Genomic DNA, 22,665 nt, shown 5'->3' on the forward strand with positions numbered 1-22,665 from the left:
CTGCAGACAGTCGGTCTTCGCGGGCGCATGTTTGTATCGCTACGTATCCGCGGGGCCAGCAGCCAACTTCGCATACAAAACCATGGCCTGCGTGACACGAGCGGGATACACCGCACCCTCTAAATGGGCTTACCGTATTGACGGCAATCATTGGAGAATCGCGATGTCCCGTATCACTTCCCGCAACACTGCTGGCCGCTCAGGCATTGCCCTTGCCGTTATTTCACTGGCAGCTTTCGCGAGTTTTTCGCAGGCTGGCGAATCAGGCCATGAGGCGCAGCCTGGCAAAAGCTGGCAGTCCGGCATCCACCGTACCGATCTGGTGCGCAAAGACCTGGGGGCGGCCGAGCGTGAGGTGATTCAGGTGCGTGTCGATTTCGATGCCGGCGTGACCTCGCCTAAACACTCGCATCCCGGAGTGGAAGTGGCTTATGTCATCGAAGGTTCGTTTGAGTATCAGCTGGAGGGCCAGCCACCGGTCACGCTCAAGGCTGGCGATTCACTGTACATCCCGGAGGGCACGGCGCATGTCGCGAGGAACGTGGGTGGCGGTAAAGCGTCGGAGCTGGCGACGTACATTGTGAAGAAAGGCACGCCGCTGCTGGTGTTGGAGAAATAATCAGTGACCGCCCGATGCGTGGCATCGGGCGATTCTGTCAGCGCTGGCCTGGCCAACCCGCCTGGCGCAATGCCTTGAGCAACGTTTGCGCATCCAGTCCTTTCACCGTATGGCCGTTGCCTTCCACCGTGTCAGACGCCAGTAGCGCATTGATGATGGCTTCTTCCACGGCCTCGGTCGCGGCCAGAAACAACTCGCTGATGTGATCGTTGTTGACCATGCGCAGGTTGTCGCATGTCGGCGCGCCTTTGCCTTCATAGGCGGCGGGTGGCACGTGCTGGTTGCCGGTGGCGAAGGCAATGAAGATGTCACCGCTGTGGTCCTCGTTACCGCCACCGGTGCGGGCCAATCCCAGGCTGGCACGCTGCGCGAGGCGTGTGCACTGGTGCGGCAGCAACGGCGCATCCGTGGCCAGGCAGACGACGATGGAACCCATGCCCGGATAGGGTAGCGAGGCTTTGAGGAAGGGTGAGTCGACCTGTTCCATGTAGCGCCCGACCGGGTAACCGTCGACACGCAACTCGTTGCGAATGCCATGGTTGGCCTGGACGATGGCGCCAACGGTCCAGCCGCCTTGCGCCGGGCTCAAGCGTCGCGAGGACGTGCCAATCCCGCCTTTGAACTCATGACAGATCATCCCGCTGCCACCGCCTACTGCGCCTTCGATCACCGGTCCGTCGACGGCATTGCGTTGTGCCTGGGCCACGTGCTCGGGCTTGACGTGGAAACCATTGATGTCGCTGAGCAAACCATCGAACGTCTCCAGCACCACCGGCATGTTCCAGTACAACCGGCCGTCATCGGGCTGGGCCTGTCGGTCCAGCGCAATCAGCGCATCGCGCACCACGCCCAGGCTGTGGGTGTTGGTGAAGGCGATCGGGCTGGTCAGCAGGCCGGCTTCGCGAATCCACTCAAGACCGGTAGCGTCACCGTTGCCATTGAGCACATGCACACCGGCAAAGCACGGTTGCTGGTTGGTGGAACCGGCACGCGGTTCGATCAGGGTGACGCCGGTGTGGATGTCACGACCGCTGTCGGTACGGCCACGCACTTCACTGTGGCCGACGCGGACGCCGGGTACATCGGTGATGGCATTGAGGGGGCCGGGTTGCAGTTGGCCGAACTGAATGTTCAGGTCACGGGCACGTGGTTTCATGGGGTTTCTCATCTTCAAATCGTGGCAGAAAATTGGGCTTTTCGATAACCGTCAAATAGTCACAAAACCTGTGGGAGCGAGCTTGCTCGCGAGAGCGGTGGATCAGTCGCCATCGATGTTGAAGGTGATGGCCCCATCGCGAGCAGGCTCACTCCTACAGGGTTCTCACTGGCCGTTTTTGACCTTGCTCCAGACCCGCGTGCGCACTCGTTCAGTCGCAGGCGGCAGCGGTTGAAGGGTGAACAACGTGGCCAGCGCTTCAGCCGACGGATACACCGCCGGGTTGGTGCGGGTCGCTACGGCCACCAACGGTGTCGCGCTGCGGTTGCCGTTGGGGTAGTTCAGGTGATCGCTGACCGGGGCGATGACTTCGGGGCGCATCAGGTAGTCGATAAAGGCCAGGCCTTGTTGCGGATGCGGTGCGTCCTTGAGCAGCACCAGCGTGTCGAACCAGACCGGCGCGCCTTCCTTCGGCAGGCTGTAGGCGATCTTCACGCCGTTGTTGGCCTGCTCGGCGTTGGTCTTGGCTTCCAGCATCGCGCCAGACCAGCCCACCGCCACGCAGATGTTGCCGTTGGCCAGGTCGCTGATGAATTTGGACGAGTTGAAGTACGCGATGTGCGGACGCAACTTCAGCAGCAGCGCCTCGGCCTTCTTGTAGTCTTCAGGGTTGGTGCTGTTCGGTGGCAAGCCCAGGTAGTGCAGGGCGACCGGGAGCATTTCCGACGGCGAGTCGAGCATCGCCACGCCACATTGACCGAGCTTGGCCAGGTTCTCTTCCTTGAACACCAGGTCCCAGGAATCCACCGGCGCCTTGTCGCCCAACGCCGCGCGGACCTTGTCGATGTTGTAGCCAATCCCGTTGGTGCCCCACAGGTACGGCACTGCGTACTGGTTGCCCGGATCGTTGTTGGCGAGTTTCGCCAGCAGGTCGCTGTCCATGTTCTTGAAGTCAGGCATTTGTGCGTGGGGCAACGGGGCGAGGGCGCCGGCCTTGATCAGCGTCGGCAGACTGAAGTTGCTCGCCACCACCACGTCGTAGCCGCTGCGGCTGGTCAGCAGTTTGCCTTCGAGTACTTCTGCGCTGTCGAAGGTGTCGTAGACCGGTTCGATCCCGGTGTCGCGCTTGAAGTCGTGCAGGGTGTCGGGTCCGATGTAGTCGTACCAGTTGTAGACATGCACCGTCGGGGCATCGGTGGCCATGGCCGACAACGAGACGCACAAACAGGCGCCCAGTCCAAGATTGATATGCGAGCGGTGACGACTCATGATGCGGCACTCCTGGCTTGCTGCAGGCCGGTGATGAACAGGTGCTTGCAGCGTACTGGCAGGCGGGGGACTCACCCATTCCCATCATGGGTTACTCGAAAGGGGTAGTGCGTGGACGCATTGTTGAAAGAGCTGCCGGTGCACCAGTCGCTGGCGCGGGTGTTTGGCGCGTTGGGGCAGGACGGGTTCTGGCGGGCGCTGGTCGACACATTGCGGCTGCTGGTGCCGCTGGACAATGCGCTGGTCGCGGTGATGCGCGCGGGGCGGGTCCCGCGTTTGCTGATTGATTTCGATTCGAAGGGCGGTGCCGCCGAGCACGAAGAACTGGCGGACTACAGCGCCGGCATGTACCTGCTCGACCCCTTTTACCAGGCGGCTTGCGCCGGTATTGCCGAGGGCCTGCACAGCCTCGAATCGGTGGCGCCCGACCAGTTCCAGCAGAGCGAGTACTACCTGAGTTACTTCCGCTCGGTGGTGGGGGCGGACGAGTTGCAGTTCATGGTCCACGTTGATGGGGCGGTGTTGGGTTTGTCGCTGGGACGTTCGACGCGGTTCAGCCTGGAAGAGCAGGGCCGTCTGCTGTGCGTGCGCGAATGGGTGCTGTCGGCGATGCGCCGCCATCTGCAATTGATGCCGCCGGAAGGCGCGACCGCTGAACCGGTGGCCGGCGATCTCGCGACGTTGCTGGACCGCTTCGACGCGCGCCTGTCGGTACGGGAAATCGAAACCGCTCGGCTGATCCTTCAGGGCTTCTCCAGCAAGGCCATCGCCCAGCACATGGGCATCTCACCGGAGACGGTGAAAGTGCATCGGCGCAATGTCTATCACAAGCTTAATGTGACCGGGCATGGGGAGTTGTTTGCGTTGGTGTTGCAGCCGCGTTGAGCCCGGCAAGACTCAATCGCCCAGCTTGAACACCAACGCTTTCAACCCACACTCAACATCGGCATCCGGAAACTCCGGCGGGTTCTCCAGCCGCTGCTCAAAACGCAAACTCGGCGCTTCACGCATCACCCCATCGATCAGGAAATCAGACCCAAACGCCGGGTCATTCATGCACGCCAGCACCGTGCCCGCAGGGCTGAGCAATTCCGGCAACCGGCGCAACACACGCTGGTAATCCTTGGTCAGCAAAAAACTGCCTTTCTGAAAGGACGGCGGGTCGATGATCACCAGGTCATAAGGCCCCTTGCCAATCACTTTGCCCCAGGACTTGAACAGGTCATGGCCCAGAAAACTGACCTGGCTCAAATCGTGCCCGTTGAGCCGGTGATTCTCGCGCCCACGGCTCAGGGCCGGGCTGGACATGTCCAGATTGACCACGTGCTCGGCGCCACCCTCGATGGCGGCGACCGAGAAGCCGCAGGTGTAGGCAAACAGGTTCAATACGCGCTTGCCGTGGGCATTGGCCCGCACCCAGTCACGGCCATAACGCATGTCTAAAAACAGCCCGGTGTTCTGCTTGCGGCCCAGGTCCACGCGATAACGCAAGCCACCCTCGGTGATCGTCATCTCGTCGATCACCTCGCCCAGCAGCCACTCGGTGGTGCTTTGCAGCAAGTAGCGATGTTGCAACAGCAAGGTGTGCGCGCCGGATTGTGCCCACTCGGGTGACTGGGTGATCTGGATCAGCAGTTGTTTCAACGCTTCCAGCTGCGACGCTTCCGGCTCTTTGAACAGCGCGACCAGCACTACCCCCTGCAACCAGTCGACGGTCAATTGCTCCAGCCCCGGCCAGCAGCGGCCACGGCCGTGAAACAAGCGGCGGGTTTCCGCTGGGGCCGTTGCCAGGGCCGTCAGCAGGTGGGCGTGGAGGGTGGCAAGTGCGTCTGAGTTCATCGGGCAGGGTCGGCAATTTGAGGGGGCGGCATTTTAACCACAAATGCAGGGCAAGGCGTGTTGCAACGCGTCGGGAGTTATCACGTTTAATTTAACTTTACGTGAGGATTTGGCGATCAATCGGCTCCCATACTCGGCCCCAATGATCAATCGCAGGGAGCCGGACATGTCGCAGCTATCTGCTTCACCCTCTGTCAGTAGCCATCCTCGCTGGTTACGGCTGACCCATTGGCTGAACGCCCTGGCCGTGCTGGTCATGGTCACCAGTGGTTGGCGTATCTATAACGCCTCGCCGATTTATGACTTCAGCTTTCCCAAGTCGATCACGCTGGGCGGCTGGCTCGGCGGTGCGCTGCAATGGCACTTCGCGGCGATGTGGTTTCTGGCCCTCAATGGCCTGATTTATCTCGGCATCAATCTGTTCAGCGGTCGTCTGAAGCGCCGTTTTCTACCCGTCTCTCCCAAAGGTGTCCTGCATGACCTGTGGGCCGCATTGAGAGGGCGGTTGAGCCATGCCGACCTGAGTCATTACAACCAGGTGCAACGGGTGGCCTACCTGTTCGTGATGGTCGACATCACGCTGTTGGTGGTCTCCGGGCTGGTGCTTTGGAAGTCGGTCCAGTTCCCGCTGTTGCGTGAACTGCTGGCGGGCTACGAAGGCGCGCGACGGGTGCATTTCTTTGCAATGTCGCTGTTGGTTGCTTTTGTCGCGGTGCATCTGGTGATGGTCGCACTGGTGCCAAAAACGTTGTGGGCGATGATCGTCGGCCGCAAGGAGCGGGTATGAAAAAGCGCATCGAAAGTTCCGGGCTGGACGAGTCATCGATCCTGACAGACGCCCGAAAAATACTCGCCCCGCAGATCCCCGACCGCTCGCGTCGCGCGTTTCTGCTGCGCGGCCTGACCCTCGGCGGTGTGGCGATGCTGTCTGGCTGCAACCTGACTGACAACGAAAGCGTCGAGACCGCGTTGTCGTCCATGTCGCGCTTCAACGATCGGGTGCAAGGCTGGTTGTTCAATCCCGACGCCATGGCGCCGACCTACCCGGAATCCATGATCACCCGGCCGTTTCCCTTCAATGCCTTCTACGGCATTGACGAAGCACCGACGGTGGAGGAGGAGTCCTATCGGCTGGAAGTGACCGGCATGGTCGCGGACAAACACAGTTGGCGGCTCGAAGAACTGCGCGCCATGGCACAAACCGAACAAATCACCCGGCATATTTGCGTCGAAGGCTGGAGCGCCATCGGACGGTGGGGAGGCGTCCGGTTCAGCGACTTCCTGAAGCGCGTCGGCACAGACACCGATGCCCGGTACGTCGGTTTCAAATGTGCAGACGATTATTACACCAGCATCGACATGGCCACGGCGCTGCATGCGCAAACCTTGCTGACGCTGACCTATGACGGCGCGGTGCTGCCTCGCCAGTACGGCTTCCCCATGAAACTGCGCATGCCCACCAAGCTGGGCTACAAAAACCCCAAACACATTCAGGCGATTTTCGTCAGCAATACCTACAGCGGTGGCTACTGGGAAGACCAGGGTTACAACTGGTTCGGTGGCAGCTGACAGACACATTCATCACGCAGCCCACGCTGCGTTCATTCGTAACCTGCGCTTCGAGGAGTTTGATCATGAAAAAGTTAGCCACCGCCGTCCTGTCCATGTGCATCGCACTGGGTGCCGCCAGTGTTTTCGCTGCCGATACCACCAGCAGCGACAGCATGAGCAAGGACACGATGTCCAAGGATGCCATGTCCAAAGACACCATGAAAAAAGACACAACGATGAAAAAGGATGCCATGGCCAAGGACACCATGAAGAAAGACAGCATGTCCAAAGATGCAATGTCCAAGGACAGCATGAGCAAAGACGCCATGAAAAAAGACGCCATGTCGCAATAGTCCAATCCTTCCCGAAACCTGCGGGGAGCAAACTCGCTCCCACAGGTTTTACCGGGTATGACTTGAACTCATACCCTCATGACTTTTAATGGTTACAGCCCCGCAAACCCCCAGTGTTAAAAAATCGCAAACCAGCTCATCAACAACAAAAAAGAGCGTTTGCAACCATGACTCATCATCACTGCCGCGTCTTCGCCAGCGACCTGCTGCGCTCTTCGAACCCCGACATTTGCCACGCCAGGCCCGCTGCCTGCGTGCGTTTCTGATCAACCTCAACTCCCTGAAGAGTAACGACTCATGAAAGAACTCGACCTGTACATCGGTGAAGGTTTCGAAGGCCCGGGCGTGAACGCCGCGCACATCAACATTCTGATCGGCCCGCGCAATGGCCCGGCCGGCCAGGCGTTTGCCAACAGCCTGGCGTCGCCTAGCCAGGGTCATTGCCCGTTCATGGTGATTGCCCAGCCGAACATTCCGGTCAAGCCGATGACCCTTTACGTCAACAAAGCCGCGATCAGCAGCGACCTGCACGGCAACGCTACCTGGGGCGCGTCGCAGGCCGGTATCGCCAAGGCAGTACTCGAAGCGCTGCTGGACGGCACCTTGCCGCCGGAAGCCGAAGACGAATGGGCCATCGTCACCGCTAACTGGGTCAACCCGGCTTGCGATGACCTCGATGCGGTCTACTTGAATAACTACAACGCCTGCCGCACGGCGATCCGTGCCGCGCTGACCGGCAAGCCGGAAACCGCGCAACTGGCGGATGTGGTCAATCACATCAGCAACCCTTTCTACACGCCAAAAGCCTGAGGTCCGCGCCATGCAATACATTCGTTTGGGCAACTCCGGCCTGCAAGTCTCCCGTCTGTGCCTGGGCACGATGAACATGGGCACTCCGGACTGGAAACCGTGGATCTTCGACGAGAAGAAAAGCGAGCCAATCGTCGCGCACGCCCTCGACAACGGCGTCAACTTCATCGACCTGGCGGACTTCTATTCCGCCGGTGTCGGCGAAGAAGTGGTAGGGCGCATCGTCAAGCGCCTGGCCCGTCGCGAAGACCTGGTGATCACCACCAAAGTCGGCTACGGCACCCGCAACGGCATCAATGCCAGTGGCCATTCGCGCAAACACATCATGGACAGCATCGACGCGTCGCTGAAGCGCTTGAACATGGATTACGTCGATGTGTTCATGCTGCATTACTTCGATGTGAACACCCCGGTCGAAGAAACCATGAGCGCCATGAACGACATCGTGCGCTCCGGCAAGGCCCGTTACATCGGCGTCTCGACCATGCTCACCGGGCAATTGGCGAAGATCCTCATGGCCTGTGAGCGCAACGGTTGGGTCAAGCCGATCAACATGCAGCTGCAATTGAACTGCGCCTACCGCGAAGAAGAGCGCGAGATGATTCCGTTCTGCCGCGACCAAGGCCTCGGTGTCTCGGTGTTCAGCCCGCTGGCCCGTGGCTTGCTGACCGGCGACGTGCAGTCGACCCGCAACCAGACCGACTTTTTCACGCAGCAGATGTACAGCGACGAAGCCTCGTTCGAAATCGCCCATTCGGTGCAACGTGTCGCCCGTGCCCGTGGCGTGTCCAACGCGCAAATTGCCCAGGCCTGGGTGGCCAACCATCCGGGTGTGGATTGCATGCTGGTGGGCGCTGACACCACCGAACAGTTCGACAGTGCACTGGCCGCGCTCGATACCAGACTTGACGCCGAAGAACTGCACGAACTGGAACGCAATTACACCCCGTGCGACGTGATCAACGATTACACCGCCGGCAAACGTATCTTGCGTTCGGCCCGTCCGGGTCTGGAACGCTTCATTCTGACTGAGGCTGTGGCATGAGCGCGCTGATTCGCACGGGTAATTTCATCGACGGCCAATGGTCGTCTGGTGGCCCGACTTACCCGGTGTTCAACCCGGCCAACGGCGAGTTGATCACCGAAGTACAAAAGGCTGGCGCCGAAGAAACCAATCGGGCGATTGAAGCCGCCAACCGTGCATTGCCGGCGTGGCGCAAGCTCACTGCCAAGGAGCGCAGCCAGAAGCTCAAGCGTTGGAGCGAGCTGATGCTGAGTAACCAGAAGGACTTGGCGACTCTGCTCAGCCGCGAACAAGGCAAGCCATTGGCCGAGGCCATGGGCGAAGTGGTCTACGCCGCGAGTTTTTTGGAGTGGTTTGCCGAAGAGGCCAAGCGTGCTTACGGCGACGTGATCCCGAGCCACAAGGCCGATGCGCGGATCATCGTGGTCAAGGAAGCCATCGGCGTGGTCGCCGCGATCACCCCGTGGAACTTCCCGTTGGCCATGGTCACGCGCAAGGTCGGTCCGGCATTGGCCGCCGGTTGCACGATGATCCTCAAGCCTTCGGAAGAAACGCCGCTGTCGGCCTTCGCCCTGGCGGTGTTGGCGGAGCAAGCGGGTATTCCGGCGGGGGTGTTCAACATTGTGTCTGGCGATGCGGTGGCCATCGGTGGGGCGCTGCAAGCGTCGAGCATCGTGCGCAAACTGTCGTTCACCGGCTCCACGCGCACCGGCAAATTGCTGATGCGCCAGGCGGCGGAAACCCTGAAAAAGGTCTCGCTGGAACTGGGCGGCAACGCGCCGTTCATTGTCTTCGACGATGCCGATCTGGACGCTGCGGTCAAAGGCGCGATGGCCTCGAAGTTCCGCAACACCGGGCAGACCTGCGTCTGTGTGAACCGCTTCTTTATTCAGAACGGCGTCTACGAAGCCTTCACCGGCAAACTCGCGGAAGCCGTTGCGGCGATGCGCGTCGGCAGTGCGCTGGACGGGGAAACCGAGCAAGGCCCGCTGATCAACGCGGCGGCGCTGGCCAAGGTCGAACTGCACGTCGGCGATGCACTGGAGAAGGGCGCCACGCTGTTGTGTGGCGGCCGTCGTCATGCGCTCGGCGGCACGTTCTACGAGCCGACCATCCTCGCCGAAGCCAGCAGCGAAATGCTTATCGCGCAGGAAGAAACATTCGGCCCGGTGGCGGCCTGCTTCCGTTTCAAGGACGAAGCCGAAGTGCTGCAAAAGGCCAACGACACGCCATTCGGTTTGTCGGCCTACTTCTACAGCCGCGACATCGGCCGCGTGTGGCGCATGGCCGAAGGACTGGAAGCGGGGATGGTCGGGATCAACGAAGGGATCATTTCCACGGAAGTGGCGCCGTTCGGCGGCATCAAGGAATCGGGCCTCGGTCGCGAGGGGTCGAAGTACGGTCTGGATGACTACCTGGAAATCAAATACCTGTTGATGGGCGGCCTCTAACCCCCACCACACCCCTTGTAGGCGTGAGCCTGCTCGCGATGGCGGTGTGTCAGGCAACACAGCTTCGACTGACACACTGCTATCGCGAGCAGGCTCACTCCTACAGAACAGCGATCGGTTTCATTTCTCCGTCAATAACAACAATTGGAGATTTACATGTCCGTACAACCGGTAAAAATCGACGACCTGCCCATCGGGCGCTTTCACCTGAAAATCGCCGGCCTGACCTTCGGCGCGCATTTCACCGACGGCTACATCCTCGGCCTGATCGGCATCGCGTTCACCTTGCTGAGCCCGCAGATGCACCTGGATGCGTTCTGGCAGGGACTGATCGGTGCTTCGGCCCTGATCGGCCTGTTCCTCGGCAGCCTGTTTTTCGGCTGGATCTCCGACAAGGTCGGCCGTCAGAAAATCTTCCTGGTCAGCTTTGTCCTGATCACTATCGCCTCGGTCATGCAGTTCTACGCCGAAACCGCGATGGGCCTGTTTCTGTGCCGGGTGCTGATCGGCATCGGGCTGGGCGGTGATTTCAGTGTCGGCCACGCCATGCTGGCCGAATTCGCGCCGAAGAAGCATCGCGGCGTGCTGCTCGGTTCGTTCAGTGTGATCTGGACCTTCGGCTACGTGGCCGCGACGTTTGTCGGCACCGCCATGCTTAGTCTGGGTGATGACGCCTGGCGCTGGATGCTGGCGTCTTCGGCGATCCCGGCGGCGTTGATTCTGATTGCGCGCATCGGCACGCCAGAGTCACCGCGCTGGCTGGTGAACCAGGGCCGAATTGCCGAAGCGCGGGCAATCGTCAAGAAGCATCTGGGCGCCAACGTCGAACTCGACGAAACCCAATCCACCGAAACCCGTTCCGGCTACGCAGTGCTGTTCAGCCGTGAATACCGCAAACGCACCGCGTTCAACTGCCTGTTTTTCGTCTGCATCGTCATGCCGTACTTCGCCATCTACACCTTCCTGCCGTCGATTCTGCAGAAGATGGGCCTGGCTGAAGGCTTCGGCACTGAACTGATGTTGAACATGCTGCTGATCCTCGGCGCGTTGATCGGGATCTGGTGCACGATCAAATTCTCGCGCCGCGGGTTCTTGATCAACTCGTTCATCATTCTGGCGGTCGCGTTGTTCATGCTGGCGGTGTTGCCGAGCAGCGCAGCGTTCCTGATGGTGCTGGTGTTCGGGCTGTTTACCCTGGTGTTGTCGGCGGTGAGTAACCTGGTGGGCGTGTTCCCGGCCGAGAGCTTCCCGACTGAAGTGCGGGCCAGCGGGATTGGCCTGGCCACGGCGGTCAGCCGGTTGGGTTCGGCAATCAGTACGTTCTTGTTGCCGGTGAGTGTGGCGGGGATCGGCTTGAGCCCGACGATGGGGATTCTGGCGGCGATCCTGGCCATCGGCGCCTGGCTGTCCTGGGCGTGGGCACCGGAAACCAAATCACTGACACTGAGCCAGGCATGCAAGGCGCAGAGCCCGGTGGAGGGCGGTGCGGCGGTGGCGGCGAAAGTCCCGGCCCCGATCTAACAGACTGTCAAAGTTCCCATGTGGGAGCGGGCTTGCTCGCGAAGACGGAGTGTCAGTCACCATCAATATTGACTGACACTCCGTCTTCGCGAGCAAGCCCGCTCCCACATTAGAATGTCGGTGGCTTCAGGGATTGCTGACCAATCCCAACCAATCCGTAAACAACCGCACCTTCGACAACCCCTGCTTGTCATTCGCCACATCCAGCCAATAGCCATACGGCCCGATCACCTCCACCGGGGTAATCGGCAGCAGGCTGCCATTGGCCAATTCCTTCTCGATCATCTGCCGGTCAATCACCGCCAGGCCACCCCCGGCCAGCGCGGTGTGGATCACTTGATCCAGCGTGCTGAACTCCAGCCCTTGCGCGGCATCGACATCGTCGCGTCCCATGGCCGCCAACCAGTTTTCCCAGACCTTCAAGCGTTTGCCATCGTGCAGGATGTGCAGCAGCGCAAAGCCCCGCAGATCCGGCGGCTGACCGTCGCTGAACAGCTCCGGACTGGCCACGGCGATGTGTCGTTCCATCACCAGCAATTGGCTGCTGCAATGGCTGTTGGCTTCGAGGCCGAAGCGGATGTGGCAGTCGATTTCCGCGAGGCTGTCGTGGCTGGCCTGATTGGTCACACTCAGGCTGATGTCGGGATAACGCTGACAGAACACGCGCAAATGCGCCGACAACCAGCGCGTCGCCCAGGTCGGTGGCGCGAGGATTCTCAGGCGCTGGCGCAGGTTGGGTACGCGCACGGCTTGCAGGGCACGTTCAATGTGGTCGAACGCTTCCGCGAGGTGCGGGGAGAGGGCGATGCCGGATTCGGTCAGCGACAAACCCTGGGGCGTGCGCACGAACAGCGCGACGCCGAGGTAGTCTTCCAGTTGCTTGATCTGGCGGCTGACGGCGCCTTGGGTGACGTTGAGGCCGAGCGCCGCCTGGCTGAAGCTGCGATGACGCGCGACCTCTTCGAAGACGCGCAGCATATTGAGCGAGGGCAGTTGACGCATCGAAGGTGGACTCCGTACCGGCCTCTGGTGTTGCGTCGGGCCGGTTTATTGTTTTGGTGGCGTTCTCTGTGGTGCCTATCTGACTATTAGCAATGGGCGGATGCAAGTGTTGTTTAGGCTGACGCCATCGCGAGCAAGCTCGGCTCCTGCAAGAGTGCGCTAAACCCTGTAGGAGCCGAGCTTGCTCGCGATGACTTTATCAAGGACGCTAGAACTACCCGATCAGAAGTAATACCCAATGTTCACATAAAGCTGATTCTCCCACTGATCACTCCCGCCAGCCCCCAGACTCTGGGTGTAACTGCTCCCCCCGATATACGGATCATTCTTGCCAAACAACCACTCCGCTGCGACCCACAATTTACTCACCGAAAACGAACTGCCCAAAATCACCCGCTCCGACGTCTTGAACTCGCTGGCGGATTTATCGAAGGCGCTGTAGTTGGCGTACAGCTTGACCCCGCTGACCTGGTCGAACAGGTATTTCCCGGCGACGTCGTAACTGATGTCCGCCACATACAAGTTGCCGCGACTGGCAACGTTGTACGTGCCGTCATAACCGCCAAGGGTAACCAACTCATCGGTGCCAGGGTTACGCGGCGACATCTGTTGCCGTGCCGCTTGCAACTGCACACCCCACGGGCCGTTCTTGCCCAGGTAGTGAATGGCCACGGCATTGCGCCGGCCATCGGCATTGGTGTCCTTGTTCTCCAGCGACGAACTCAGGCCGGAGAGCCCGACCTCCGATTTCCACGGTCCCAGGTCCAGCGCCTTGGCCACCCGCAGCACCACGGTGTTGCGCTCCTGGTTGTTGCTGCCGTCGGCGACATAGCTGTCGGCTTCGGACACCACGCTGGAGTAAGTGACCCCGTTGCTGGTGCCTTTGCCTTGCCACGCCGGGCGCAAGTAGTAACCGGCCTGGAGGTTCCAGTCGCCCGATTGCTGGACGTACTTGGCGCCGACCTGTTGCACATCTTCCAGGCCGATGACGTTGCCCAGGGTTTCGTAGAAGGTGCTGCCGAAGTACGGCTGCAAACCGAACGGCACCGTGTTCAGGCCTACTTGCACCTGCTGGTCGGGGTTGAACTTGTAGCCGGCCCACGCGAACTTGGCGAACTGGATGTCGCCATAGTTCTTGGTGTATTGATACGGATAAGACCGGCCATAGAAACGATACTGGGCCTCGCCGATCCAGCTGTCGGAGTTGTACTTGGCGCTGAGGAACATGGTGTCCAGGCCGAACTTCTGGATGTCGCGATCCGGGTCGTAGTCCCAGCGCGCACGAACCGCGCCGCCGAGGTCAAGATTGTCGGTCACTTGCACGGCCATGGCAGGAGCCGCAAAGGTGCAGAACAGAGCGATGTACAGAGGACTTAGGCGCAGGGAAGCAGGGAAGGGCATGGGGCAGCTCTCGGTTATTTTTATATGAGATGCCGGCCAGTCTTGCGATGAACGGTGGGTTGAACAAACGATTAAAAATGCGCGCAAACCTTCCTCAGATGCATGTTACTGAGAAAATCCTGTAGGACAATGTGTGGCGAGCATGGGATGCTTGGCCGATCAGCTAACGTCCTCGAGTGCTTTCCATGAAACGCAAAATGCCCGGTCTTAATGCCCTCAAGGCGTTTGAAGTGGCCGGCAGCACCGGTAGTTTTACCCGCGCCGCCGAGTTGTTGAACGTGACCCAGAGTGCGGTCAGCCGCCAGGTCCGTCAGCTGGAGGAGCAGCTCGGCGAGAGCCTGCTGGAACGCCGGCACCACCACCTCGAACTGACCAGCGCCGGCAAGGTATTACTGCGGGCATTGCATCAATCCTTCGACAAGATCGAGCTGACGGTGCGCAGCATCCAGCAGAAAACCCATTCCAATCGCCTGCACATCAACGCGCCGCCGACCTTTACCAACCGCTGGCTGATGCCGCGTCTGGGGCGGTTGCGCGAGAAGCATCCCGAGCTGGAACTGAGTATCACCACGCGCTTGCAGGACAGCCTGGCGGAAACCAGCACCCTCGACTGTGCGATCCGTTTCGGCGATGGCGAATGGGATGGCCTCAACAGCTCGATGCTGATTCAGGAGCGGCACATCGCGGTGTGCGCGCCGACCTTGTATGCGCGGGAGTGGAGCGAGCAGGGCATCGACCTCAATCGGCTGACATTGCTGCATGTGCTGGCCCGGGAAGACCAGCGCTACCTGACCTGGAAACACTGGCTGGACGCCGCACGCATCACCGGGGTCGACACCCAGGGCGGGTATGAATTCGACCTGCTGGACCTGGCCATTCGTGCGGCCGTCGATGGCCTGGGCATCACCATCGCCGACTGGCACATGGTCGCCCCGGAACTGGCCAGCGGGCAGCTGACTCAAGTGCTCAACGTGCATGTGGAAGGGCACCAGTCCTATTGGCTGGTCACCCGGCCGGAGCAGACCCTGATGCCGCAATTGCAGGTGTTCAGCCAGTGGTTGCAGGAAGAAATCTGGTTGGCGCAACGGCAGCTCGAACCCTCAACCGCCGCTCTCTGACCGCCACAAATCCCTGTGGGAGCGAGCTTGCTCGCGATGGCGGAGTGTCAGGCAATGCAGTTGTCGACTGATACACCGCCATCGCGAGCAAGCTCGCTCCCACAGGGGATCTCATCGTTCCAGCGGGTAACCTGCATTTTTCGAATGTTTGCCTGCTCAATAAATCGTTTGTTCAACCCGCTCAGGATGCCAAGACTGCTCGAACTGGATAAAAACAACGATGGGCGATGCACATGCGACTCGAGCGAAATTTTGTTAACGGCCACTTCATCGAACCTGCCAGCGATGCGCTGATCGCAGTCTATAACCCGGCGACCGAAGCATTGGTCGGCCACGTCGCGGCCGCCACCGCTGTCGAAGCGGTCAACGCGGTTGAAGCGGCTGCCGCCGCGCAAAAGGTCTGGGGCAAACTCACCAGTATCGAACGCGCCGAACACCTGCGTTCCTTCGCCGATGCCCTGGACGCCTGCGCTGAACACATTGGCGCCGCCCTGGCCGCCGAGTCCGGCAAAAGCGTGGCCGATGCCAGCAACGAAGCCCGTTACGCCGCGCAGATCACCCGCTATCACGCCGAATGGGCCCGCCGCATTGAAGGCGAGATCATTCCCAGCGACAGCCCGAACGAAAACCTGTTCCTGCACCGCGAAGCCATTGGCGTGGTCGCGTGCCTGATTCCGTTCAACTACCCGGTCTATACGCTGCTGCGCAAAATCGCCCCGGCGCTGATTGCCGGCAACACCGTGGTGGTGCGTCCAAGCAACAACACACCGACCTCGGCCTTTGAAATCGCCAAGGCTGTGGCGCAATCCGGACTGCCGGCCGGCGTGGTGAACATCCTGACCATGGACCACGCCACTGCGGCAGCTGTTTGCACGCACAAGGCTGTGGGCCTGATCACCCTGACCGGCAGCGTCAATGCCGGGCGCATCGTGCTCGATTACTGCAAGGCCAATATCGCCAAGCCATCGCTGGAACTGGGCGGCAAAACCCCGGCGATCATCGAAGCTGACGCCGACCTTGAAGCCGCCGCGACTGCCATCGTCGCCTCGAAAACCACCCACTGCGGCCAGTTGTGCACGGCGGTGGAGCGGGTCTACGTGCAGGAAAGCATCTATGAACCATTCCTCGCGCTGCTGAAAACGAAACTCAGCGCCGTGAAGTTCGGCGACCGCGCCACCGACGCCAGCTTCATGGGCCCGTTGGTCAACGCCAGTTCGCAGCAGAACATCCACGCCATGGTCGAACGCGCCATCGCGGACGGCGCCGTCCTGGAAACCGGTGGTTTTATTCCGCAAGGCAACGGCCATTTCTACCCGCCGACCCTGCTCAGCGGCTGCCGCCAGGACATGGAAATCATCCAGGAAGAAATCTTCGGCCCGGTGCTGCCGGTGCTCAAGTACCGCGACATCGACGAAGCGCTGGCGATGGCCAACGACCATCAGTTCGGCCTGGCCTCGGTGCTCTACACCGAGAACTACCGCACCACGATGAAAGTCGCCAACGGCATCGAAGCCGGCGAGCTCTACATCAATCGCACCCCGGCCGATCCGTACCAGGGCTACCACGCCGGCTGGAAACGCTCGGGCCTGGGCGGCGATGACGGCAAGCACGGCATGCTCGAATTCACCCAGACCCGTCTCGTGGTCATGAAGTACTAGGGCGGCAGCGACAAGTTTCACGCTTCAAGCTGCAAATAAAAGCGAACGGTAACCGGCTCTGGTTTGCCGCTTACAGCTTGGCGTTTGCAGCTGCTTCACTCCAATAAAAACAATTAACAGGGCCACCCGGACCACCGGGCGGCCAGAGGTCACCTAGATGTCCAAGCAAGCATCCACTGCTGCCGCTGTTCAGGGTTCGAATGCGGGTTCAATCAGCCAGAGTGACAAGGGCAGTCGCTATTTCCAATTGATGTTATTGGTGCTGGCCGCCGGTGCGATCTACCCGATCCTGTACCTGCGCCAGGTCTACCAGACCACCATGCTCGAAGTGTTCCAGATCAACCACAGCGAGCTGGGGTATCTGTATTCGATGCTCGGCACGATTTTCCTCCTGAGTTACTTGCCGAGTGGCTGGCTGGCGGATCGCATTGCCCCACGCTTCCTGATTTTCTTCTCGCTGGTTGCCACCGGTGCCCTGGGCCTGTGGTACTCCACTGCGCCGTCGATGACCGGGTTGATGATCATCTTCGGATGCTGGGGCCTGACCACCGGCCTGACGTTCTGGGCCTCGGTGCTCAAGCGCGTGAAGATGATTGCCCATCACACCGAGCAGGGCCGTTTCTTCGGCATCCTTGACGGCGGTCGCGGGCTGGTCGAAGCCTTGCTGGCAACGGTCGCGCTGGGGCTGTTTGCTTTCGCCACCGAAACTCGCGGTGAGTCGGCGGCTGAAGGCTTCAAGCATGTGGTCTACCTGTATGCCTTCACCTGTATCGCCATCGGCTGTGTGCTGGTGTTGATCAAGGACCCGAAGTCGATGGAAGACACGGCGGCGGTGGAGAAGGGCAAGTACAACCTGCTCAGCGACCTGACCACCCTGGTGAAAATCCCTGAGCTGTGGCTGGTCACCGCCATCGTGTTCTGCGGTTATCACATCTTCTGGGCCACCTACAGCTTCTCCGATTACCTGCAGGGCGGCGGCATGACTGCGGTCATGGCTGGCACCATCACCACCATCAAACTGTGGATGCGCCCGATTGGCGGCATCGGCGGTGGCTGGCTGGGTGACAAATTCTCGAACATCTCGGTGCTGATCGTGGCGCTGTTCTGCGCGACGTTGGCGATGGTCGGACTGATCGTGTTCCCGGCGCTCAACAGCATGGGCCTGTTGGTCGGCACGGTGATTTTCATCGGCCTGATGACCTATGCGATTCGCGGTTTGTACTGGGCGATCCTCGACACCTGCAACATTCCGCTGCGCATCACGGGGCTGGCCATCGGCATTGTCTCGGTGGTCGGTTATCTGCCAGACGCATTCATTCCGTTGATCAACGGCTACCTTACCGAGCATTTCCCGGGTGCCTTTGGTTACAAGCTGTATTTCGGCTACATCGCTTTCGTCGGCCTGCTGGGAACCCTCGCGGCGCTGACCTTGCGTGCTCGTATCAATCGTAAATCCCTGATTAAGACAGGTGCCTGAGATGAAAATCGTCGCCCTTGAAACCCATATCGTCGCCGTACCGCCACCGCACATCGGCGGGATGTACTGGCTGTTCGTCAAAATCAAAACCGATTGCGGCATCGAAGGCGTGGGCGAGATCTACGCCGCGACCTTCGGCCCTAAAGCCATGTTGCCAATCATCGAAGACGTGTTCGAACGCTACCTGTTGAACCAGGACCCGCACCACATCGAACGCTTCTTCCGTCAGGCCTATTCGAGCGGTTTCACCCAGCGCCCGGACCTGACCATGATGGGTGTGGTCAGCGGCCTGGAAATGGCCTGCTGGGACATCATCGGCAAAGCGGCGAACAAGCCGGTGTATGAACTGTTGGGCGGCAAGGTCAACGAACGCCTGCGTTCCTACACCTACCTCTACCCGGTGAACAGCAAGGGCGAGTACGACTACGACGACCCGGACCTGGCCGCCGAGTGCGCCATCGAGAACATGAACAAAGGCTTCACCGCCGTGAAATTCGACCCGGCAGGGCCGTACACCGCGTATTCCGGGCATCAGATCTCGCTGGAAGTGCTGGAGCGCTGCGAAACCTTCTGCCGCAAGATCCGCGAAGCGGTGGGCGACAAGTGCGACCTGCTGTTTGGGACTCACGGGCAAATGGTGCCGTCCTCGGCGATTCGGCTGGCCAAGCGCCTGGAGAAGTACGACCCGCTGTGGTTCGAAGAGCCGGTGCCGCCGGGTCAGGAAGAAGCTATGGCGCAGGTCGCGGCCAAGACTTCGATTCCGATTGCCACCGGTGAGCGACTGACCACCAAGTACGAATTCTTCAAGCTGCTGCAAGCCGGTGGCGCGTCGATTCTGCAGATGAACGTCGCCCGCTGCGGTGGTCTGCTGGAAGCGAAAAAGATCGCCAGCATGGCCGAAGCCTATTACGCGCAAATCGCCCCACACCTCTACAACGGGCCGATTGGCGCGGCCGCGAGTTTCCAGTTGGCAACTTGCACGCCGAACTTCCTGATCCAGGAAAGCATCATGACCTGGGGCGGTTTCCATGCCGAAGTCCTGACCAAGCCGCTGCAATGGGAGGACGGCTACATCATCCCGTCCACCGAGCCGGGCCTGGGCGTGGAGCTGAACATGGACGTGGTGCGCAGGCATTCGCCGTACACCGGCGAGCGCCTGCACCTGCAAATGGCGCCGACCCCGGTGGACGTTAAAGACACATCGCCAGCCAGGGGCTGAGCGGATTTGCCGCCCACTCGCAAAACCTGTGGGAGCGAGCTTGCTCGCGATGAAGGCCTGACATTCAGCATTAAGGTTGACTGACACGACGCCTTCGCGAGCAAGCTCGCTCCCACAGGGATCGCGTTTTGACTGATGGATGGGTGGTTTTTTTGTACAACGACTTACGCGGTAACCCTGCATGACTTACGACTACATCATCGCTGGCGCTGGCGCCGCAGGCTGCATTCTGGCCAACCGGCTCTCGGCCAATGGCAAACATTCGGTGTTGCTGCTGGAAGCGGGCGGCAAGGACAGTTCCTTGTGGTTCAAGATTCCGGTCGGCTTCGCCAAAATGTATTACAACCCAACCTTCAACTGGATGTACTACAGCCAGCCACAAAAGCAATTGAGCAACCGCGAAATTTACGCCCCACGCGGCAAAGTGCAGGGCGGTTCGGGTTCGATCAACGCGATGATCTATGTCCGTGGCCAGGCCCACGACTTTGATGATTGGGCGGCCAACGGCAACGAAGGCTGGGGCTTTAAAGATGTGTTGCCGTATTTCCGCAAACTGGAAAACCATCCGCTGGGCGACAGCGAATACCACGGCGGCAGCGGCCCGATCAGTATCACGCCGATGAAGGGCCAGACCCATCCGATCTGCGATGTGTTCCTCAAAGGTTGCGATGAACTCGGTTACCCGCACAGCGACGACTTCAACGGGCCGAAATTCGAAGGCTCGGGCATTTACGACGTCAACACCAAAAATGGCCAGCGTTGCTCCAGCAGCTTTGCCCATTTGCACCCGGCCCTGAGCCGGCCGAACCTGACTGTCGAGCACTACGCCCTGGTGGACCGAGTGCTGTTCGATAACGGCCGCGCAACTGGAATTTCCATTACCCAGCACGGCGTGGTGCGAACCTTCACCGCCAACAAAGAAGTGATTCTTTGCGCTGGTGCGGTGGACACGCCGAAGATCCTGCAACTGTCCGGTGTCGCGGATCAGGCGCTGCTGGCCAAGCACAACATCCCGATGGTCAAGCACCTGCCGGCGGTGGGTCAGAACCTGCAGGATCATCTGTGCGCCAGCTATTACTACAAGGCCAATATCCCGACGCTTAACGATGAGCTGAGTTCGCTGTTCGGTCAGTTCAAACTCGGTCTGAAATACCTGTTCACCCGCAAGGGCGCGCTGGCGATGAGCGTCAATCAGGCCGGCGGATTCTTCCGTGGCAACGAGCAGCAAACCAACCCCAACCTGCAGCTGTACTTCAACCCGCTGTCGTACCAGATCCCGAAAAACAACAAGGCCAGCCTCAAACCGGAGCCGTACTCAGGCTTCCTGTTGTGCTTCAACCCATGCCGACCGACCAGTCGCGGGCACATCGAGATCGCCTCGAAAAATCCCCGGGACGCCGCACTGATTGATCCGAATTACTTGAGCACCCAGAAGGACATCGACGAGGTCATTCAGGGCAGCCGCTTGATGCGCAAGATCATGCAGGCACCGGCGCTCAAGGGCATCACGGTTGAAGAGGTGTTGCCGGGGCCGGTCGTCGAAACCGACGAGCAAATGCTGCAGTATTTCCGCGAAAACAGTGGTTCGATTTACCACCTGTGTGGTTCCTGTGCCATGGGTTCGGACGAGCAGAAGTCCGTGGTCGACCCGCGTTTGAAAGTCCATGGTCTTGAGGGATTGCGCATCGTCGATGCGTCGATTTTTCCTAACGTGACGTCGGGCAATACCCATGCGGCGGTGCTGATGGTGGCCGAGAAGGGCGCCGACCTTATTTTGCAGGACGCCTGATTTCGTCTTCTCCTGTATCAAAAATGAATTTCCGCCAAGTCCGCTGCTCATACCTGATAGGCAGCGGATTTATTGCGCAAAATCATGGGTGTATTCAGGGAGTGTTGAAATCATGGGGCCAGTATCGACGGTGGGCACGAACGTAACTGGCGGGTTGATTCTGGTGGTCGAGGATGACCCGTTGATCCTGGAGTTTCTCTGCGAAATTCTTCAGGAAGAGGGTTTTGTGGTTCAGCCACAGACCAGCGCGGACGCCGCTTCCGCTTACCTGGAGCAACACTCGGACAACGTCCGCCTGTTGCTCACCGACATCACCATGCCGGGCAAGCTCAATGGCGCTGACCTGGCCAATCAGTTTGGCGACCGCTGGCCCGACAAACCGATCATGATCATGTCCGGTTTCGAAACCCCGGAAAGCTCCGGTGTCAGGCATCCCGTTTCGTTCATCAAAAAGCCCTGGGCACTCGGCCAACTGCTCGACTGCGTCAAGGACGCCTTGAAGTCCAAACCCTTCAGCTGAAACGTTATTGCGCTGCATGAGTCCGTCTCGCAAGTAAATGCTACATTGCTCGGCACACCCGCCAGGCCCTTGCGAGAGGAAGCTCATCCTTGTCTGCTCATCGATCCGTTTTCAACACACCGTACCGCGCGTTCCTGTTCGACATGGACGGCACCGTGCTCAATTCCATTGCCGCCGCCGAGCGGATCTGGACGACCTGGGCCGTGCGCCACGGGGTGGATGTTGCGTCCTTCCTGCCAACCATTCACGGCGTCCGCGCCATCGACACGGTGAACCGCCAGGGGTTGCCGGGTGTAGATGCCGAAGCTGAAGCGGCGTGGATTACCGAGGCAGAAATAGAAGACGTGGAGGGGGTTGTCGAGGTTCGTGGTGCGGCGGCATTCCTTCGGTCCTTGCCGGCCGGTCAATGGGCAATCGTGACGTCCGCGCCCAGAACGCTGGCGTTGCGCCGGATGGGGGCGGCGGGCATTCCCGAGCCGGATGTCATGGTGACGGCTGAAGAGGTCAGCGCCGGGAAACCGGATCCAGCGGGGTATCGGTTGGCCGCCAAGCGGCTGGGTGTCGAGGTGACGGATTGCCTGATCTTTGAAGATGCCCCTGTAGGCATTCTCGCGGCAGAAGCGGCGGGGGCGGATTTGGTGATTATCACTGAAACGCATGAGCACCCGATCCAGACACAACATGCCCTGTTGGCCAACTATCAGTCGGTCAGCGCATCCGTGGATCCCGACCAATATCTCCGCCTGAAGCAAATCTAACTGTAGGAGTGGGCCTGCTCGCGATAGCGGTGGATCAGTCACATCAATACCGACTGCCCCACCGCTATCGCGAGCAGGCTCCGGGCGGCGTTCCGACGATGAGGCCCTCCCAGTCAATACAAATCCCCGG

Annotated in this window: 21 protein-coding genes; 16 read left to right on the forward strand and 5 right to left on the reverse strand. The window is 60.1% G+C overall.

From position 1 onward, the window contains the following. Positions 1-163 precede the first annotated feature (163 nt). A complete protein-coding gene (locus SB725_RS24725; protein ID WP_194940295.1) occupies positions 164-619 on the forward strand; it encodes a cupin domain-containing protein in 456 nt (151 codons plus the stop codon). Between the two features lie 37 nt (positions 620-656). Here SB725_RS24725 and SB725_RS24730 read toward each other — a convergent pair whose 3' ends face one another. Then, positions 657-1,775 carry a P1 family peptidase gene (locus SB725_RS24730; protein WP_027924713.1) on the reverse strand — a complete coding sequence of 373 codons (1,119 nt, stop codon included), beginning with the start codon at positions 1,773-1,775 and terminating at the stop codon, positions 657-659. A gap of 165 nt (positions 1,776-1,940) precedes the next feature. Then, positions 1,941-3,044 carry a polyamine ABC transporter substrate-binding protein gene (locus tag SB725_RS24735; protein ID WP_410922705.1) on the reverse strand — a complete coding sequence of 368 codons (1,104 nt, stop codon included), beginning with the start codon at positions 3,042-3,044 and terminating at the stop codon, positions 1,941-1,943. A 111-nt stretch (positions 3,045-3,155) separates the two neighbouring features. Between SB725_RS24735 and SB725_RS24740 the strand changes: the two genes are divergently transcribed. Further along, a complete protein-coding gene (locus SB725_RS24740; RefSeq protein WP_027924711.1) occupies positions 3,156-3,929 on the forward strand; it encodes a helix-turn-helix transcriptional regulator in 774 nt (257 codons plus the stop codon). A gap of 12 nt (positions 3,930-3,941) precedes the next feature. On the opposite strand, the gene SB725_RS24745 is transcribed toward SB725_RS24740, so the two are convergent. Further along, on the reverse strand, positions 3,942-4,883 hold the full coding sequence (locus SB725_RS24745; protein WP_410922706.1) for a class I SAM-dependent methyltransferase: 942 nt from the start codon (positions 4,881-4,883) through the stop codon (positions 3,942-3,944). 166 nt (positions 4,884-5,049) lie between these two features. Here SB725_RS24745 and SB725_RS24750 point away from each other — a divergent pair, with 166 nt between their 5' ends. The 7 genes from SB725_RS24750 (at position 5,050) to SB725_RS24780 (ending at position 11,593) form a co-directional block, all read left to right on the forward strand. Continuing rightward, positions 5,050-5,670 carry a cytochrome b/b6 domain-containing protein gene (locus tag SB725_RS24750; RefSeq protein ID WP_027924709.1) on the forward strand — a complete coding sequence of 207 codons (621 nt, stop codon included), beginning with the start codon at positions 5,050-5,052 and terminating at the stop codon, positions 5,668-5,670. Continuing rightward, entirely contained in the window at positions 5,667-6,452 is a 786-nt protein-coding gene (locus tag SB725_RS24755; protein ID WP_410922707.1) for a molybdopterin-dependent oxidoreductase, read from the forward strand. Before SB725_RS24750 ends, SB725_RS24755 begins: the two co-directional genes overlap by 4 nt. Positions 6,453-6,517: 65 nt before the next feature. Beyond that, positions 6,518-6,787 carry a pentapeptide MXKDX repeat protein gene (locus SB725_RS24760; protein WP_059182699.1) on the forward strand — a complete coding sequence of 90 codons (270 nt, stop codon included), beginning with the start codon at positions 6,518-6,520 and terminating at the stop codon, positions 6,785-6,787. A 297-nt stretch (positions 6,788-7,084) separates the two neighbouring features. After that, entirely contained in the window at positions 7,085-7,597 is a 513-nt protein-coding gene (gene fae / locus SB725_RS24765) for a formaldehyde-activating enzyme (RefSeq protein ID WP_008043405.1), read from the forward strand. Between the two features lie 10 nt (positions 7,598-7,607). Further along, positions 7,608-8,642 carry an aldo/keto reductase gene (locus tag SB725_RS24770; protein WP_027924706.1) on the forward strand — a complete coding sequence of 345 codons (1,035 nt, stop codon included), beginning with the start codon at positions 7,608-7,610 and terminating at the stop codon, positions 8,640-8,642. Continuing rightward, the gene (locus SB725_RS24775) at positions 8,639-10,072 is read left to right on the forward strand and encodes an NAD-dependent succinate-semialdehyde dehydrogenase (RefSeq protein WP_059182700.1); all 1,434 of its coding nucleotides are present in this window, start codon (positions 8,639-8,641) and stop codon (positions 10,070-10,072) included. Before SB725_RS24770 ends, SB725_RS24775 begins: the two co-directional genes overlap by 4 nt. A 156-nt stretch (positions 10,073-10,228) precedes the next feature. Beyond that, positions 10,229-11,593, forward strand: a complete 1,365-nt coding sequence (locus SB725_RS24780; RefSeq protein ID WP_410922708.1) for an MFS transporter — start codon at positions 10,229-10,231, stop codon at positions 11,591-11,593. Positions 11,594-11,719: 126 nt separating this feature from the next. Here SB725_RS24780 and SB725_RS24785 read toward each other — a convergent pair whose 3' ends face one another. Together SB725_RS24785 and SB725_RS24790 are read right to left on the reverse strand one after the other, a co-directional pair. Beyond that, positions 11,720-12,595 carry a LysR substrate-binding domain-containing protein gene (locus SB725_RS24785; RefSeq protein ID WP_059182702.1) on the reverse strand — a complete coding sequence of 292 codons (876 nt, stop codon included), beginning with the start codon at positions 12,593-12,595 and terminating at the stop codon, positions 11,720-11,722. Between the two features lie 222 nt (positions 12,596-12,817). Beyond that, the gene (locus tag SB725_RS24790; RefSeq protein WP_410922709.1) at positions 12,818-13,996 is read right to left on the reverse strand and encodes a hypothetical protein; all 1,179 of its coding nucleotides are present in this window, start codon (positions 13,994-13,996) and stop codon (positions 12,818-12,820) included. Between the two features lie 185 nt (positions 13,997-14,181). Between SB725_RS24790 and SB725_RS24795 the strand changes: the two genes are divergently transcribed. The 7 genes from SB725_RS24795 to SB725_RS24825 all read left to right on the forward strand — a co-directional run bounded on the left by SB725_RS24795 (position 14,182) and on the right by SB725_RS24825 (position 22,535). Next, on the forward strand, positions 14,182-15,114 hold the full coding sequence (locus SB725_RS24795; protein ID WP_059182704.1) for a LysR substrate-binding domain-containing protein: 933 nt from the start codon (positions 14,182-14,184) through the stop codon (positions 15,112-15,114). A 233-nt stretch (positions 15,115-15,347) separates the two neighbouring features. Further along, entirely contained in the window at positions 15,348-16,772 is a 1,425-nt protein-coding gene (aldA, locus tag SB725_RS24800) for an aldehyde dehydrogenase (RefSeq protein WP_194940393.1), read from the forward strand. 157 nt (positions 16,773-16,929) lie between these two features. Beyond that, positions 16,930-18,249 carry an MFS transporter gene (locus tag SB725_RS24805; RefSeq protein ID WP_059182705.1) on the forward strand — a complete coding sequence of 440 codons (1,320 nt, stop codon included), beginning with the start codon at positions 16,930-16,932 and terminating at the stop codon, positions 18,247-18,249. Between the two features lies 1 nt (position 18,250). Beyond that, complete coding sequence (locus tag SB725_RS24810) at positions 18,251-19,468, forward strand: mandelate racemase/muconate lactonizing enzyme family protein (protein WP_027924698.1); 1,218 nt, start codon at positions 18,251-18,253, stop codon at positions 19,466-19,468. Between the two features lie 181 nt (positions 19,469-19,649). After that, complete coding sequence (locus tag SB725_RS24815) at positions 19,650-21,257, forward strand: GMC family oxidoreductase (RefSeq protein WP_410922710.1); 1,608 nt, start codon at positions 19,650-19,652, stop codon at positions 21,255-21,257. A 112-nt stretch (positions 21,258-21,369) separates the two neighbouring features. Next, a complete protein-coding gene (locus SB725_RS24820) occupies positions 21,370-21,777 on the forward strand; it encodes a response regulator (RefSeq protein ID WP_027924696.1) in 408 nt (135 codons plus the stop codon). 89 nt (positions 21,778-21,866) lie between these two features. Next, positions 21,867-22,535, forward strand: coding sequence for an HAD-IA family hydrolase (locus SB725_RS24825; RefSeq protein WP_410922711.1), 669 nt, complete (start codon positions 21,867-21,869; stop codon positions 22,533-22,535). The last annotated feature ends 130 nt before the right edge of the window (positions 22,536-22,665 follow it).

It is taken from the genome of Pseudomonas sp. SIMBA_041, assembly GCF_046535095.1.
Lineage (GTDB): Bacteria > Pseudomonadota > Gammaproteobacteria > Pseudomonadales > Pseudomonadaceae > Aquipseudomonas > Aquipseudomonas mucoides.